Here is a 15,751-nt window from a genome sequence, read left to right on the forward strand (position 1 = left end):
ACGGAGTTCACCTTCACCGGCGAGCAGAACGACCCCAACGGCTTCGAGTACCTCCGCGCCCGCTGCTACGACCCGGCGACGGGGCGGTTCCTGTCGCGCGACCCACTGGGCGGCGGGTACCCGTAGGCCGGCGGCAACCCGGTAAACTTTGTGGACCCGACGGGGCTGTACCGGCAGTGCGGCTGGAGCGCTCGATGCCAGGCGGTCCATTGGTGGGAGTCCACGGAGATCGGCGATTAGGTGGGACCATGAGCGAGACTCCAACGTGCTTCAAAATTCCGGTCAAGCGTCCATCACTTAGTAATCCAGCGAATCTTGCGTTATTTGTCATGCTTTTCTCTGGAACTCGATTGGCCGCTACGCTTGCTCGGCCTCATCCTCCTGTCGTTCATCATTGGAATTCACTTCAGCGGTGCGCCAGCAATAACACTTGGCTTGGAGTCTCTACAAATAACGCTGCTGGGGACGTTCGCGATAGCGTACAAAGACATTGTCGAAGTACAAGTCCGAGGCCGGAATGATAAACCCTTGTTATGGATGCGCCTCCGTCACATGCGGCTGATGTTCGCTTTCCCGCTGCCTATTCCGGTCCCTCTTAGGTCTGTGTGGGTCCCCATAACGCCAGCGGACATTACTGAGCTCGTCACTCGCCTTGAAAAGCACATGCAGTCCCAACACGACTGAGCCCACAGACGACCAGAACGACCCCAGCGGCTTCGAGTACCTCGGCGCCGGCCCTCAGTCGCCGGCGGGTTCGGCGCTAGCTATCGCCTCGCGCTCGGCGTCTCGCAGCGCTGGCGGGGGCGCGCCGATGCGGTAGCGCCGCAGCTCCGGCAGCTTCACGGCGACGATGCCGACGACGGCAATGCAACCGGCGCCACCGCTGACCACCGCGATGGTCGCGTTGGTGGCGGCGGCGACGAGCCCGGACTCCAGCGCGCCGAGCTGGTTCGAGGCCCCGATGAACACCTGGCTCACCGCGCTCACGCGGCCGCGCAGCTCGTCCGGCGTCGAGAGCTGGATCGTCGTCTGGCGCAGGACGACGCTGAGCTGGTCGGCCATCCCGATGAAGGTGTAGGCGGCGAGCGAGAGCGGGAACCAGCGCGAGAGGCCGAACACGATCGTGCCGGCGCCAAACAAGGCGACCGTGATGAGAAGGGCGCGCCCGGTGTTCACGATCGGCGGCCGCACGAGCAGGCCGACGGCCATGAGGAAGGCGCCCATCTCGAACGACCCCTGGAGGACACCGTAACCCAGCGCACCCACGTCCAGGATGTCGGTGGCGTAGATCGGCAGGAGAGCCGTCGCGCCACCGAGGATCACGGCGAACATGTCCAGCGCCATCGCGCCGACTAGCACCTGCCGCCGCACGAAGTTCACCCCCTCGATGATGCCCTGCATGCTCACGGCCCGCCGCGGTCCAGCCTGGGGCCTGTAGCTGACCAACGAAACGAGGGTCAGCGAGCAGGCGATGAGCGCGACGTGGGCCAGGTAAGCCGCCTCCATGCCGCCCAGCTCGATGATCACGCCGGCGACGGTGGGGCCGGTCAGGAATCCAAGAGTGCGCATGGAGTTGCTGATACTCACCGCCTGCGTGAACTCGTCCGGCGGCACGAGAGAGGGCAGCAGCGAAGCGCCGGCCGGGTTCTCGAACGACGACCCCACGGCGACCACGACGACAAGCCCGAAGATCAGCGCCAGGCTCGTCCAACCGCCGGCGGTGGCCATCGTGAGCACCACGGCGCAGGCGAGCGGCAGGGTCTGGGCGGCGCGGACAATGTTGCGCCGGTTGTACGTGTCGGCCACGGCACCGCCGAGCAGGCTGAGGCCGAACGCGGGAAAGAAGCGCAACAGCCCGAGCAAGCCGAGGTTGAGGGCCGCCTCGCGCGTGTCCCCGGAGAGCAGGTTCACCTGCCAGGCCATCGAGGCCTGCAGGAGCGTCATTGCCGTGCCGCCGAAGAAGCGCTGGCCGGCGTAGAAGACGAAGGCGGGATGGCCCAGCGGCGCCAGGGGCCTGTGTCGCCCCTGGTCCTCGGTCACGTGGCGGTCACCCCTGAAGCTCCTTCCGTCGGGCCCCGTGAAGCCGGGACCGGCGTCGATAGCCTAACCTTATCGGGCGAAGGAGGACGGCGCCATCGCAAGCGAGAGCTGCCGACGGAGGAGGCGAGATGAGCGGACTGCGTGGCTTCTGCGAACGTCTATGGCTCGGCGAGGTCGACACGGTGTTCGAGGCGCATCCTGTCGCCACGCCGTATAAGGGCCGGGAGGCGGAGGAGCTGGAGGATGGCATCCTCTACTACAAGGGCCTGGCCTCGGCGACGACCATTGACACGGGCGATGGCCTGGTCATGCTCGACACGGGCGCCCGCAACGACGCCGAGCCTCTGTTCAAGGCCGTGCGGACCTGGCGGCCGCGCGCGAGGCTTGCGGCAGCAGTCTTTTCGCACCACCACGTCGACCACGTCTTCGGCGTCGGTCCCTTCGACGACGAGAGCGCGGCAAAAGGCGCGCCCCGCCCGGTCGTCTACGGTCACGAAGCCATCGGCGGCCATTTCGAGCGCTACAAGCGCACGCGCGGCTGGAACGGCGCCATAAACCGCCGCCAGTTCGCCGCGCCGGCGACGGTGCCCCTTGACTCGGCGATGCCGTGGCCAGCGGAGTACCGCTACCCGGATGTCTCCTTCAAGGACAGGCTGGCGTTCCGCCAGGGAAGCCTCACCTTCGAGCTGCATCACTGCCGCGGCGAGACCGAGGACGCCACGTGGACGTGGGTGCCGGAGAGAAAACTGCTCGCTCCCGGCGACCTTTTCATCTGGGCGGTGCCCAACGCCGGCAACCCGCAGAAGGTCCAGCGTTGGGCGGGCGAATGGGCGGCTGGCCTGCGGGAGATGGCGGCGCTCGGCGCGGAGGTGATGGTGCCGGGCCACGGCTGGCCGATCTTCGGCGCGGAGCGCGTCCGGGCGGCGCTCTCCGACACGGCCGCCTTCCTCGAGGACATAGAGGGCCAGGTGCTGGCTCTCATGAACCAGGGGGCGTCGCTGGACGCCGTCCTGCACTCGGTGCGCATCCCTGCGGAGGCAATTCAGAAGCCGTATCTCCGGCCCGTGTACGACCATCCTCAGTTCATCATCCGCAACGTCTGGCGATACTACGGCGGCTGGTACGACGGCGAGCCCGACAACCTTCTGCCCGCGCCTCGGAGTGAGCAGGCGCGCGAGTGGGTTGACCTGGCGGGAGGACTGGCGCGAGTCCTGGCCCGCGCCGACGCCCTGCGCGAGGCGGGCAACCTGCGCCTCGCCAGCCACGTGATCGAGTACGCCGTGCATGCCGAGCCCTCATCGCGCGAGGCGCACGACCTCCGCGCGGCGATCTACGAGGCCCGCGCGCGCCTGGAGACGTCGTCGATGGCCCGCAACCTCTTTCTGTTCGCGGCCGGGTCAAGCCGGCTCGGAAAGCGAGACGCCTTCGAGGCGGCGCCGTAATCAGCGGCGCCGGGCGCGTGCTGGTCTTCGTAGCGGGTGGCAGGCCGCCGCCGTCCAGTGGCGCCAGCGCGCCAAGCGCCCGAGGAGGTTGGGCGGCGCGGACGCAACGAGGTTGGAGCCCTTCGGCGCGGGCCGAGCCGCGGGGAAGGTAGCTACCGAACCAGCGGCGGACGGAGGCTACAGGGAGCCGGAAGCCTCGAAAATGCGGCCGAGCGCGACGATGAGGACGCCGACGATGGCAATGCCTACGAACTCGAGGATTACCGGGCCCCTCAGGTCGTCCGAGAGGTGATGTTGCACGAGACCGGAAGCCATGTAGAAGACAATGAGCAGGAAGACGGCGGCCAGGTAGCTCTCCAGCGGCAGGAAGTACAGCGCCCACCGCGCCTCCGCCACCACGAGGCCGACCACGGCGGCGTAGACCAGCGCCCGCACGGGGTCGGCTTCGGCCTCACGGAGCACCTCGACCGAGAGAAGGAGGGTCACGAGGCCGACGGCGACGGACGCCGGCACGAGCGAGACGTCGAAGGTGTAGGCGACGGAGTAGAAGGCGAAGGCCGTGAGGTAGGTGCCGATGTTCAGGACGAGTCGCGCCAACGGATACATGTGGTCCTGGACATCCACCGAGGCGTAGTCCGCGTACATGACGAGCGCCATCAACACGCAGCCGGCGAAGACGCCGGGCACGGCCCAGTAGCCCCGCAGCACATCCTCCATGAAGAGCCCCGAGCCGAGGGTGAAGAGCGCCGGCAGGAAGAGGAACGGCGCCGTGCCGGCGATGTCGCCCTGGAAGTCTCCCCGCGGGTGAGTGCGAAGGATGCCGTCGGCGGAGATGGTCACCAGGGCGGTCACCAGCAGGAGCATCCAGGAACGTGTGGGCTCGACCGCGAGGAACAGGAGCAGGCCAATGCCGTAGACGGCAACCAGGAGCGCCAGCCTGGAGGTCGGAGGGGTCGGGCGGGCCGAGGCGGCATGGTAGAGGTCGGGCTCGGGCGCAGACGGCTCGTAGTCGAGGTCGAACGCCTCCTCCAGGGCCGGCGTCAGGGCCTCGACGGCTTCTGGTCCTTCGACTTCGACCTCAGGGGCCGGCTGCTCGGCCTCTTCGCGGCTCCTGCGGCGGCGTGTCCGCCGCGGCGGGGCCACATGGGCCGGTTGTTCTTCGGGCGCCTGCACCATAGGGTTACCGCCGCTTCACGGCCTGGGCGATTGTAACGGGGGGAACAAAGGCGGGCAACTCGAGGAGAGCAGTCGCCGAGTGCCCGGGGCCTATGCGCAGAGGCTTACTCCTCCGCCCACAGCGGCTTTTCCAGGCCGAATAGCTCGGCGGCGTTGCGGTACCAGAGGAGGTCCTTCTCCTCCTCGGACAGGCCCAACTCCTCGAACATGCGCTCGAAGCGCTCGACGTGCTCATGAATCTCGTCCGCCGGGCAGTCGGAGCCGAAGATCAGCTTCTCGATGGGTATCTCCTTGCCGATGAGGCCGCGTTCCATGGCGTGGCGCTCGAGCGTACGGCCGCCGGACATGTCGAAGTAGACCCAGCGCCGCCAGCGCGCCACCGAAGCGGCCTCGTCGTAGTTACCGGTGCCGCCAAAGTGCGCGCCGATGATCTTGAGCCGCGGGAAGCGATTGGCGATGGTCTCCAGGTGGAAGGGCCGCATGTAGTTAGCTGACGTCTCGCGCCCACCGCGGAGGCCCATGGCCGGCTGGGGTTCCGGCTGTCCGGGCCGCCAGTTGCGCCGGGCCTCCTCGTAGTCCGCCCGCGCCTTCGCCATGGCCGCGTCCATCTCTCGCAGGCGCCTCGCCGACTCAGGGTCGCGCCGGGGATGGCGGGCAAGGAGGTCGATCCCGCCGCCGATGACGCCGCAGTGGAAGAGGATGGGCATGTCCAGTTCCTCGGCGGCCTTGTAGGCGGGGTTATGGTCCGGGTGGTCATAGGGCCGGGGCGTGCCGATCACCTTGAAGCCGCGGTACCCCATCCGGTGGAGCTGATATACGCGCTCGTAGGTGACCTCGGCAGGGTCGATGACGGCATGAGGCACGAAGAGGTCATCGTGCTTCATGGCGATCTCGAGCGACTGCTCATAGGTCAGGCCGAAGCGGCCGCCGCAGAGGAGGCTGGCCTTCACGGTACCGACCTCACGCAGCCGCTCAGCCAGGTGGTCGACGGCCTCCTGGGGCGTGCGCGGGCGCTGCTCGCCCTCGCTCGGCGCGCGCCCTCGCCCGCGGCGCCGGGACCGGGCATCCTCGGCTTCGGGCATGGTCGGCGGGGGCTGCATCCAGGGCGGGCCGCCCGGACCGCCCCGCGGGAAATGAACGTGGATGTCCCAGATTCTCGAAGGCATGCTCTCTCCAGACCTGCGGTTGTTGGTCGATTCTAGCTTGAAGGGGGCGAGAGGGCGTCTAAGCCCGCGCCCGCACTACGAGAACCGGCGCCGGGCCGTGCAGCATGCGGTCCGTCACGCTGCCGAGCACGGAGCGCAGCAGGCCGCCGCGACCATGCGAGGTCATGATCGCGAGGTCGATGGCGTTTTCCTGTTCGTAGACCCCGAGCTGTTCGGCGATCGGTCCGACGGGGACAGCCGTTACGGCATCTGGCACGCCGATGCGTTCCTTGAGCTCGCTAAGGTAGCCCTCGGCAGCTTCGCGCATGGCGTCGAAGAGGTCCGGGCCCAGGGCTATCGTCTCGCCCGACACGATGGGCAGCGGCACCACGCGCACCAGGTGCAGCCGGGCCGCGAAGGCCGCAGCCCAGGTCAGGGCAACGGGCAGTGCCCCTTCCGCCAGGCCGGAGCCGTCGAGAGGCACCATGATCTGGCGGAACGGCGGGACGGTGTCACGGCCGGCGGCCTGGGGCCCGATGACCAGGATGTTGCGGTCAGAGGTGTGCAGCACTTTGTCCGCGACGCTGCCGATCGCCCAACGGCCGATCCCGGAGCGGCCGTGCGTCGTCAGCACAAGCAGGTCGGCTTCCTCCTCGCGGGCAATCTCGACAATCTCGTCCGCGGGCACGCCGGTCCTGATCTTCTTCCGGACGGTGGCCCCGAGCTTGGCCCCGAGGTCGGCAACTGTCTTGTCCAGATACGCTTCGAGGAGGTTCAGCTCGCGCTGGATATGGGCCTCGGCGCCCCTGAGGCCTTCGGACTCGCGGTACGTCTCGACGATGCCGACGAGCATGACGTCGAGGTTGCCAAGGGCGCGCAAGAGCGGGATGTAGCGGAGCGATGCCTCGGAAAGGGCCGAGCCGTCGAGCGCGGCTATGACCTTGAGGTCGGGCAAATGGTTACTCCTTCTTCGCCCGGCGGGACGGGGCCTAAGGTGGCGCGGCCGGGAGTTGCTTCCTGCTGCACATATATACCTCAGCCATCGGGAAGGAGGCGAGTTCGACTCCTTCGGCACTGCGGCAGACGATTTTGTCGTCTCGCAAGGTCAGGAAGCTCACGCTGGGCAACACCACTCGCCGGCCGGTGCAGAGATAGACGACCATGCCAGCCCCCGTGCCTTCTTCCTCGGACTGCTGGGCGGACACGATGCCTCTCCTCCCAGATGCTAACGGGAGGCCGAGGAGTGGACTGAGTGCTGTTCGGCCCCTTCGGCAGGGACGGGCGGCCCTTATCGGCGCTCGGGCATGCGCCTGGCGATGTAGGCGGCGGCCTCGGAGCGGCGCTTGAGGTTGAGTTTGCTCAGGATGCTGGAGACGTAGTTCTTGACCGTCTTGTCGCTGAGGTAGATCTCGGCGGCGATCTCGCGGTTAGTCTTACCCTCGGCGATGAGCATCAGGATCTTCTGTTCCTGCTCCGTCAACTCGTTCTGCTTGTCACCCTTGGGTTGGGTGGCCATGGTGCGCATCTGGTCCATGACGCGCTGGATGACCTTCTGGTCCAGCAGCGATTCACCCTTCGCCACGGCCTCGACGGCGTCGGCGAGTTGCTGGCCGCGGGTCTGCTTGAGCAGGTAGGCAGAGGCCCCGGCCATGATCGAGGAGACGATAGCCTCGTCGTCGGCGTAAGAGGTCAGCATGATGAGCTTGGTGTTCGGCAGCTCGGAGCGGATATCGCGACAGGCCTCCACGCCGGAGCCGTCGGGCAAGCGCACGTCCATGACGACCACGTCCGGCTGCTTCAGGATCGCCTGCTCCACCGCTTCCTTGACCGTGGCCGCCTCGGCGATCACGGACAGCCCGGGGCGGCGGTTCAGGAGAGAGCGCAGTCCCTCACGGACCACGTCGTGGTCGTCCACGATCATCACGCGAATGTCGGCCATGGCTGCTGCACTCCCGTTCGGCTACTCACGGTACCAAAGTACACCTGTGCTACCCGTGTGGCAAACGTGTTTGTAACGATCTCTTCTAGTCGCGACTCTCGGCCGTCTTCTCGACTTCGATTGTGCAATTCGCGAGTAGGGCCACGAGGGCCCCGATAGCGGCGACCACCGGCGCCAGCACGGCCACACCGACGCCGACGGTCAGCGGGAACTCGGCGACCGTCCTGTCGTCCTGCTTCACGATCACCCTGCGGACGTTGCCCTCATGGACCAGCTTCTTGACTTGCTCCACGATGTCGCTGCCGCTGAGCGTCTGGCGGCCTTCTGCCATCTTTTCCTCCTTTGCGGGCGTGGCCGTCAGGGCGCTGCCGGCCCGCTCGACGCCGCGACCCACTCCAGGTAGGCGGCGCTGCCGGCCACCACGGGGATGGCTATGAGCTCGAAGTTCTCGTAGGGGTGGATGGCGGCCAGCAGGTCGTTCAGGGGCTGGACGAGGTCGGAGGTCGTCTTCGCGACCAGGAGGGCTTCCGCCTCCTCCTGGACCTCTCCTTGCCACCAGAATATGGACTGGACGCCCGATGCAATGTTCACGCAAGCGGCCAGCTTGTGCCGCACGATCGCCTGGGCGACCTCCGAAGCGGCGCCGGCGGGCGTCGTGACGAGCACCACGACGACATCCCGGCCGGACTCCATCAGCTTCCCTCCAGGAAGCTCAACAGGACATCGCGACGAGGATTGTCGCGGTTCGTGTCGACGAGCACGATACGCTGCCAGACGCCCAGGGCCGGCGATCCGCCGAGTACCGGCACCGTTACCGACGGCGCCAGGAAGGCCGGCACCAGGTGGTCCGCCCCGTGCCCGGGCGAGCCGTGCCGGTGGCGGTACAGGGCGTCGTCGCGGGGCAGGAGCCGCTCGAGCGCGGCCTCGAGGTCGTGCTCGGAGCCGTCGCCCAGTTCGATGACGGCGACCGCGGCCGTGGCATGCGGCACGAAGACGTTGAGCAGCCCGTCGCGCTCGCCGGCGACGAATCGGCGCGCCGCGTCCGTGAGGTCGGCGTAGCGCCGGGAGGCCATGTCGAGCGACAGCCTCGCGGTCTTCATCGGCCGGAGGCCAGGTCCTCGAGCAGTGCCAGGCAGAAGCGCGCGGAGTCTTCCAGATTGGCGATCGGCAGGGTCTCGCGCACGGTGTGGAAGTCAAAGCCGCCGAGTCCGACGACGGCGACATCGATCCCGTGCCGGGCGAAGTTGTTGGCGTCCGTCGCTCCGCCGGAGGCGATGAACTCGGGCGTCAGTCCCACACGGCGCATTGCGCCGGTCACGCGCGCCAGGAGAGGGTGCTCCGGCGGAAGCTTGTAACCTCCGAACTCCTCCCGCAGGTCGCAGCGCACGGCGCCCCCTGGAAAGGCGCTACGGACATCGTCAACGAGGGCAAGGACCTGCTCGCGCAGGGCCGCGAGCTTCGCCGGGTCGCGGCTGCGCGCCTCGGCGGTGAGCGTGGCATGTTCGGGGACGGCGTTGGCGGCGCTGCCGCCGCTGATCAGCCCGATGTTCGCTGTCGTCTCCTGGTCTATCCGGCCCTGCGGGAAGCCCGCGATGAAACGGGCCGCCATCTGGATCGCGGATATGCCCTTCTCGGGCTCGACGCCGGCATGGGCGGCCCGGCCGGTGAAGTGCAGTTGGGCGCTGATCCGGCCCGGGGCTTCGACTGTGATCTGGCTCACGGGCCCCTCGCCGTCGAACTCGACGCCGAGGCGAGCCCTGATGAGGGAGTAGTCGAGGTTGGCCGATCCGACAAGGCCCGCCTCTTCGCCGCGGGTCAGGACGATTTCGACGGCCGGCATCGGGCGGCCCGAGGCCGCGAAGGCTGTCAGCCCTTCGAGAATGGCCGCGATGCCCGCCTTGGCATCGCCGCCCAGGACCGTGGAGCCGTCCGTGCGCACTACGCCGTCCACCACCAGCGGCTTGATGCCTCGTCCTGGCTCGACCGTGTCGAGGTGAGAGCCAAGGAGGAAGGGCTCGTTGCCGGCGCCCAGGGTCGCTATCAGGTTCCCGTAGGCGTCCTCGCGGACGCGGGCGCCCAGGCCCTCGAGGACGCGGGTCACGTGCCCGGCCACGGCGGCCTCTTCGCCCGAGGGGCTGTCGATAGCAACGAGGTCAAGGAATGTGGCGAGCAGGCGGCGGCTGTCGATCAAGGCCGTACCTCCAGGTCTTCACTCATTGTAGCGGCGCAACTGTGGCGGATTTGGTGCGCTCCGGGGGCCAGGAGGTTCGCGCCTTACAAGCCGCTGACGATAGACTTTCAGCCTAGATGAGCAACCCTGCCGTCGAGGCGGAGCGGGCCGAGACTGCACTGCGCCGCGCCGCCCTGAGCCCCCGCACAGCGAAGCTGGCAGCGCTGACGTTTGCCGCCGCGGTAACGGTCTACCTGGGGATCGCCGCCTACCGCGCCTCCGACGAGACGCAGTACGAGCTGCGCCTCATACCCTACCTGGCGTACGACGACAGGGTCGACTTCGCCTACTTCTACGCCGCAGCCGACATGGTCTGGCACGGCGACCTGGATGAGGTGTATCCGGAGAAGCACGAGTACATCTTCTACCCCGGCGACCCCGCCTTCGATCTCATCGGCGACGAGTACGTGAAGGCCCGGCTCCTCACGCGCGGCAACTACTACAACCCGCCGCTGGTTGCCATTTTGCAGGCGCCGCTCACGCTGCTGGGGTTCAAGTGGGCGTTTTGGACCTTCTCGCTAATTAGCGCCGGCGCGTTCGCCGCCTTCGTGCTGCTCTTCTGGTGGCTGGGTAGAGGCATCCCCGAGCTTCCCCTTGTGCTGCTCGGCACGGTCGCGTTCCAGCCCGTGCACGAAGCGATAATCATGGGACACCTGTCATTGTTCTTCGTCTTCGCGCTGGGCGCCGGCTTCTTTGCGTTGCGCGCCGACCGGCCGGTCCTGGCGGGCCTCTTGCTGTCGCTGCTGGCGCTCAAGCCCCAGTGGGCCATCCTTCCTGGTCTCTTCCTGCTCGTGCGCGGGGAATGGCGCGCCCTGGCCTCCATGGGCCTCGCCGCGATGCTGCTGTTCTTCGCGCCGTTCCTGGTGGCCGGCTTCGGGACGTTTGCCGATTATGTGGAGTTCCTGCGGGGGCAATCGAGCGTCGACGTCGGGAACGCGCCCCACATGTTCAGCTGGAACGGGTTCCTCTCGAAGCTGGAAGCGAACCAGATCGCCGAAGTCTATACGGCCGACGTCAACGAGCCGCTGCTCTACGCCCTGCAGGCCCTCACGCTGGCTGTCGTGGTCATCGTGTGGCTCGGCCGCGACCTCTACCTGGGCGTGGCGGCAACGATCGTCGGCATGTTGCTGCTCAGCACGCACTCCGTGTGGTACGACTGGGCGTTCCTGGTCGTGGCGGCCGCGGCCCTGACGCTACGGCCCGCCCCGGCAGGCGTACGGGCGCAACTGTGGGTACTTCTCCTGGCGCTGTTCATAAGCAGCAGCCAGTCCGTGGACACCGTGTTCGCACCCGACGGGCGGCACGGCTTCATACACTGGTCGGAGGCAGGCTTCTTCTCGGTGACGCTCGTCAGCTTCGCCTTGCTGCTGTGGTGCGCCGGCCGCGCCGTGCTGGAAGGCCGCCTCCAGTTGCCGTCCATCCCCTGGCCGCGCGCCGCCAGAACCCTGCGTCCGAGGCCTGACTGACGCCCTGCCACTGTTCGCCTAAAATAGGCGCGCCTCAGACCCTGGAAGGAGACGTGCCGTGAGCGAGCGCTGGCGAGACGCCTACAAGCGAAAGCTTATGTCCCCCGAGGAGGCCGTGGCCCTGATCCCGGACGGTGCGAGCATTGTCCAGCCCCTGGGTGCGGGCGAGCCGCCGGCGATCCTGGGCGCAATCGCCGACGCCGCGCGGAGGGGCCGCTTCACCAACCTCACCATGCGCGCTCTCCTGCCATTCGCGGCCACCAAGGCGACTGTGCTCTCGCCGGACCTCAAGGATGTCATCCACTGGGACTCCCTGTTCCTCGGCGGGGCCGACCGGGAAGCCTACCGTGAAGGCCGGGCCGTCTTCACGCCGAACTACTTCCACCAGGTGCCGAGGCTGCTGAGCGAGTTCATCCCCGTGGACGTGACGATCGCCTGCGTGTCACCGATGGACAAGCACGGCTACATGAGCTTCGGCGTGGCCGTCGAGTACACGACGACGGCGGCGCGGGTGGCGAAGAAGCTCATCGTCGAGGTCAACGAGCACATGCCGCGCGTACACGGCCAGTCTTTCGTGCACGTCTCGGAGGTCGACGCCATCGTCGAGAACCACCGGCCGCTCCAGGCCCTGCCGACGCCCCCCATGCGCGCCGAGGACGAGGCGATAGGCGGCATCATCGCCGAGATGGTGCCGGACGGCGCCACGGTCCAGCTCGGCATCGGCGGCGTGCCGAACGCGGTCGCGCATTACCTGGCGAGCAAGAAGGACATCGGCATCCACTCGGAGATGTTCGTCGACAGCATGGTGGACCTCATCGAGAGCGGCGTCGCCAACGGGTCCAGGAAGAGCTTCCACCCCAACAAGGCCGTCTTCACCTTCGCCGCTGGTAGCCAGCGCATGTACGAGTTCCTGGACGATAACCCGCACTGCGAGGCCTACCCCGTCTCTTACACGAACGACCCGGCGAACATCGCCAGGAACAACAACCTCATCTCGGTGAACGCGACGATCGAGGTGGACCTGACGGGCCAGTGCTGCTCGGAGTCTATCGGCTACCAGCAGTTCAGCGGCACAGGGGGCCAGGCCGACTTCGCCCGCGGCGCCTTCAACTCTCCCGGCGGGAAGAGCTTCATCGCCTTCTACTCGACGGCCAGGGGCGGGGAGGTCTCCCGCGTGGTGCCAATGCTAACGCCGGGGGCAGCCGTTACGACTCCGCGGCAGGAAGTCCACTACCTTGTCTCCGAGTACGGTTGCGCGCTCGTCAAGGGCAAGTCGATTCCGGAGCGAGCGAAGGCGATCATCGGACTCGCCCACCCGAAGTACCGCGACTGGCTCAGGGAAGAGGCGCAGAGGCTCGGCTACCTGTAGCCTCACGGCTCCGGCCACCCGGCTCCGGGGGCGTGCTGCTCCTCGGTGACCGCTGCGCTATGCTCGCGGGGAAGGAGGCCTATGCAGGCCGGCCGCACCCTGAACGTCCTGTGGGCGACCGATGGCAGCGCCGCCTCGCGCAGCGCCGTGCCGCTCCTGCGAGAACTGGTGCTGCCCGTTGCCACCAGGCTTACGGTGCTGACCGTCGGTCCGCACCCGCTGTTTAGCCATGCCCGGCCCGACCCGGGGTTCCTCAGGAAGGCCACGCCAGCCGCCCGGCGATTGGCCCTCGCAGAGGCGCGGGAGACGGCGGAGCGCGAGGCGATGGCCCTCGACCCCAGCGTCCCTGTCGAGCCGATCGCGGCATGGGGCCATCCCGTCCAGGAGATCCTCACGGCTGCCCGCCGGACGAAGGCAGACCTCATCGTGCTGGCGGCGAAGGGGCACTCCGACCTGCGGATCGCCCTACTGGGGAGCGTCAGCGACGGCGTAGCCCGTCTCGCGACGACGCCGCTCCTGGTGGCCCGCCCGGGCGCCGCGGGACCGAGCCGAGTCGTCGTCGGCTACCACGACAGCGTCGCCTCCAGGCGAGCGCTGTCCTTCCTCACACGGCTGAGCTTGCCGGCGAGCGCCGAAGTGGTGCTCGTAACGGCGGTCGAGCCCCTCGCCGTGCCGGACGGGACGCCGGCGGCAGCGAGGCGGCGGCTCCTGGCGGAGGCTTCCGGAGCGGACGCCCGGCGGCGGGAGGAAGCGGCCAAAGCGCTCGAGGCCCTCCGCGCTGAACTGGAGGCAGGGGGCCGTCGCGTAGAGACGGAAGTAGCGGCCGGTCCCGCAGCCGAACAGATCGACCAGGCGGCGCGGAGACACCGGGCCGGCCTGATCGTGGTCGGCTCGCGCCGCCCGGCGCCGGGCGCGCAGTTCTCCCGCGGGCAAACGGCCGAGAGGCTGGTCCGCCACGCCCATAGCTCCGTACTGGTGGTGAGGTAGGCGTGCCGCGCTCCTGGCCGGAAGAGGCCCGCAGCAAGACCGTGAGCGCCGAGGCCGCGCTCTCCAGGCTGCAGTCCGGGCAACGGGTATACATACAGGGCGGCTGCGCCACGCCACAGGCCCTCGTGAGGGCGCTCGTGGCCCGAGCAGCGGACGTGAGGGGCGTGGAGATCGTGCATCTCCACACCGAGGGGCCAGCGCCCTACACGCACCCGGACCTTTCAGCCAGCTTCCGTCACAACGCGCTCTTCATCGGCAAAAACACGCGCGAGGCCGTCAACGCCGGCCGGGCGGACTACACGCCCGTGTTTCTCTCGGAGATCCCCGGCCTCTTCAGCGACACGCTCCCGCTTGACCTCGCGCTGGTGCAGGTCTCCCCGCCGGACGCGAACGGGTTCTGCAGCCTCGGCATCTCGGTGGACGTCGCGAAGCCCGCCGCAGAGGCTGCGACGACCGTCATCGCCCAGGTGAACCCTCTTATGCCCCGCACGCACGGTGACAGCTTCCTCCACGTGTCCCAGATCGACTGCCTCGTGCCGGCGGAAGAGCCGCTGCTCGAGTTCGAACCGCAGGCCGCGGACGAGACCGCGCACCAGATAGGCGCTCACGTCGCGGCGCTGATCGAGGACGGCTCCTGCCTGCAGATGGGCATTGGCGCGATCCCGAACGGCGTGCTCGCGGCGCTCCACGGCCACCGCCACCTCGGCATCCATACGGAGATGTTCAGCGACGGCCTCCTGGAGTTGGTAGAGCAGGGCATCGTTGACAACCAGGCCAAGAACTACCACCGGGGCAAGGTCGTCACCTCGTTCATCATGGGCACCCGCCGCCTATACGACTTCGTGCACGACAACCCGATGATCGAGATGCACCTGGTCAGCTTCACCAATGACCCCGTTATCATCGCCCGGAACGAGAAGATGGTGGCGATCAACTCGGCGATCGAGATCGACCTGACGGGCCAGGTCTGCGCCGACAGCATCGGCCACGTCTTCTACAGCGGCATCGGCGGGCAGACTGACTTCGTGCGCGGCGCCGCGATGTCGCGCGGCGGTAAGCCGATCATCGCTCTGCCCTCGACAGCCGCCTCGGGCGCCGTCTCCCGCATCGTACCCGAGCTGAAGCCGGGCGCCGGCGTCGTGACCAGCCGTGGCGACGTACACTGGGTGGTCACGGAGTACGGGGCCGTGAACCTCCACGGCAAGACGGTGCGCCAGCGCGCGGAAGCGCTGATAAGCATCGCCCACCCTGCCTTCCGGGAGGAACTGGCGGCCGCGGCCCGGCGCCTGTATCACACCGACTGAGGCCACGCAGTCCGCGCCGGCGTCATAGCGCGAGCGCGGCCCACCTGGCGGTTGCCCCTCGGCAACTGGCCGCCGCGCTCAACCCTGCCTGGCCTCGAGGACGCAAGAGGCAGGGCCGGTGGACCCTCCGGCCGGACGAGGCTTCCGGCTGCGAACACGAGGCGGGCTACAAGCCAAGCTTGCCGGGGCTGAGGATGCCCTGGGGGTCGAGAGCTGCCTTGAGGCGCCGCAGGACCTCCATGCCGGGTCCAAGCTCGCGGTCCATGAGGTGGGCGAGGCGGATGCCCGCGCCGTGGCAGTATTCCATCGAGCCGCCCAGGTCCTGGGCTGCCATCAGCAGGTGGTCGACGACGGCCCTCAGGCGGGCATGCCCGCCCTCGGCTTCCGGCAGCATGAGTGAGGCGGAGAAGAGCTCCGGCGCCGTCCAGAGGCCGCATTCGCCGAGGGATACCCCTTCCCGGGCCGCGGTCTCGTGGCAGATAGCGCGAAACGCGAGGACCTGCGAGGCCGGCAGGGCGACGTGGATGTAGTCGAATGCGACGCCTTCGCGGCGAGGGTCGCGCGGCGGCGCCATCGCCCGGCGCTCGCGCGCGAAGCGCTCGGCGATGACGTGGCGGTTGTCCCACAAGCCGCGAGCCTCGTCCTCCGCGAGG

16 protein-coding genes are annotated in these 15,751 nt (G+C 68.2%); 5 read left to right on the top strand and 11 right to left on the bottom strand.

The window, feature by feature from the left end; genetic code table 11:
• Positions 1 to 738: 738 nt before the first annotated feature.
• Positions 739 to 2,040, bottom strand: coding sequence for an MFS transporter (locus tag VNN10_16155; GenBank protein HXH23550.1), 1,302 nt, complete (start codon positions 2,038 to 2,040; stop codon positions 739 to 741).
• A 128-nt stretch (positions 2,041 to 2,168) separates the two neighbouring features.
• Here VNN10_16155 and VNN10_16160 point away from each other — a divergent pair, with 128 nt between their 5' ends.
• Entirely contained in the window at positions 2,169 to 3,482 is a 1,314-nt protein-coding gene (locus VNN10_16160; protein HXH23551.1) for an alkyl sulfatase dimerization domain-containing protein, read from the top strand.
• A 177-nt stretch (positions 3,483 to 3,659) separates the two neighbouring features.
• Here VNN10_16160 and VNN10_16165 read toward each other — a convergent pair whose 3' ends face one another.
• The 9 genes from VNN10_16165 to VNN10_16205 all read right to left on the bottom strand — a co-directional run bounded on the left by VNN10_16165 (position 3,660) and on the right by VNN10_16205 (position 9,933).
• Positions 3,660 to 4,625 carry a hypothetical protein gene (locus VNN10_16165; protein ID HXH23552.1) on the bottom strand — a complete coding sequence of 322 codons (966 nt, stop codon included), beginning with the start codon at positions 4,623 to 4,625 and terminating at the stop codon, positions 3,660 to 3,662.
• A 137-nt stretch (positions 4,626 to 4,762) separates the two neighbouring features.
• Positions 4,763 to 5,824, bottom strand: a complete 1,062-nt coding sequence (locus tag VNN10_16170) for an amidohydrolase family protein (protein HXH23553.1) — start codon at positions 5,822 to 5,824, stop codon at positions 4,763 to 4,765.
• Positions 5,825 to 5,882: 58 nt separating this feature from the next.
• Positions 5,883 to 6,758, bottom strand: a complete 876-nt coding sequence (locus VNN10_16175) for a universal stress protein (GenBank protein ID HXH23554.1) — start codon at positions 6,756 to 6,758, stop codon at positions 5,883 to 5,885.
• A gap of 34 nt (positions 6,759 to 6,792) precedes the next feature.
• Positions 6,793 to 7,008 (bottom strand): hypothetical protein, encoded by a 216-nt coding sequence (locus tag VNN10_16180; protein HXH23555.1) that lies wholly within the window; start codon positions 7,006 to 7,008, stop codon positions 6,793 to 6,795.
• Between the two features lie 83 nt (positions 7,009 to 7,091).
• A complete protein-coding gene (locus VNN10_16185; protein HXH23556.1) occupies positions 7,092 to 7,742 on the bottom strand; it encodes a response regulator transcription factor in 651 nt (216 codons plus the stop codon).
• Positions 7,743 to 7,827: 85 nt separating this feature from the next.
• Positions 7,828 to 8,073, bottom strand: a complete 246-nt coding sequence (locus VNN10_16190; protein HXH23557.1) for a DUF4342 domain-containing protein — start codon at positions 8,071 to 8,073, stop codon at positions 7,828 to 7,830.
• Between the two features lie 26 nt (positions 8,074 to 8,099).
• Entirely contained in the window at positions 8,100 to 8,435 is a 336-nt protein-coding gene (gene cutA, locus VNN10_16195) for a divalent-cation tolerance protein CutA (GenBank protein HXH23558.1), read from the bottom strand.
• A complete protein-coding gene (locus VNN10_16200) occupies positions 8,435 to 8,842 on the bottom strand; it encodes a YjbQ family protein (GenBank protein ID HXH23559.1) in 408 nt (135 codons plus the stop codon). Before VNN10_16200 ends, cutA begins: the two co-directional genes overlap by 1 nt.
• Positions 8,839 to 9,933: a M20/M25/M40 family metallo-hydrolase gene (locus VNN10_16205; GenBank protein HXH23560.1), complete on the bottom strand. Its 1,095-nt coding sequence runs from the start codon at positions 9,931 to 9,933 to the stop codon at positions 8,839 to 8,841. The genes VNN10_16200 and VNN10_16205 overlap by 4 nt, the downstream gene beginning before the upstream one ends.
• 116 nt (positions 9,934 to 10,049) lie before the next feature.
• Between VNN10_16205 and VNN10_16210 the strand changes: the two genes are divergently transcribed.
• The 4 genes from VNN10_16210 to VNN10_16225 all read left to right on the top strand — a co-directional run bounded on the left by VNN10_16210 (position 10,050) and on the right by VNN10_16225 (position 15,098).
• Complete coding sequence (locus VNN10_16210) at positions 10,050 to 11,438, top strand: glycosyltransferase family 87 protein (protein ID HXH23561.1); 1,389 nt, start codon at positions 10,050 to 10,052, stop codon at positions 11,436 to 11,438.
• Positions 11,439 to 11,496: 58 nt separating this feature from the next.
• Positions 11,497 to 12,807, top strand: coding sequence for an acetyl-CoA hydrolase/transferase C-terminal domain-containing protein (locus VNN10_16215; GenBank protein ID HXH23562.1), 1,311 nt, complete (start codon positions 11,497 to 11,499; stop codon positions 12,805 to 12,807).
• 81 nt (positions 12,808 to 12,888) lie between these two features.
• Positions 12,889 to 13,794, top strand: a complete 906-nt coding sequence (locus VNN10_16220; GenBank protein ID HXH23563.1) for a universal stress protein — start codon at positions 12,889 to 12,891, stop codon at positions 13,792 to 13,794.
• Positions 13,795 to 13,796: 2 nt separating this feature from the next.
• The gene (locus tag VNN10_16225) at positions 13,797 to 15,098 is read left to right on the top strand and encodes an acetyl-CoA hydrolase/transferase C-terminal domain-containing protein (protein HXH23564.1); all 1,302 of its coding nucleotides are present in this window, start codon (positions 13,797 to 13,799) and stop codon (positions 15,096 to 15,098) included.
• A 166-nt stretch (positions 15,099 to 15,264) separates the two neighbouring features.
• Here VNN10_16225 and VNN10_16230 read toward each other — a convergent pair.
• The coding region (locus VNN10_16230; protein ID HXH23565.1) for an FAD-linked oxidase C-terminal domain-containing protein at positions 15,265 to 15,751 on the bottom strand (487 nt) is incomplete at its 5' end.

It is taken from the genome of Dehalococcoidia bacterium (assembly GCA_035574915.1).
In the GTDB taxonomy this organism is placed as follows: domain Bacteria; phylum Chloroflexota; class Dehalococcoidia; order DSTF01; family WHTK01; genus DATLYJ01.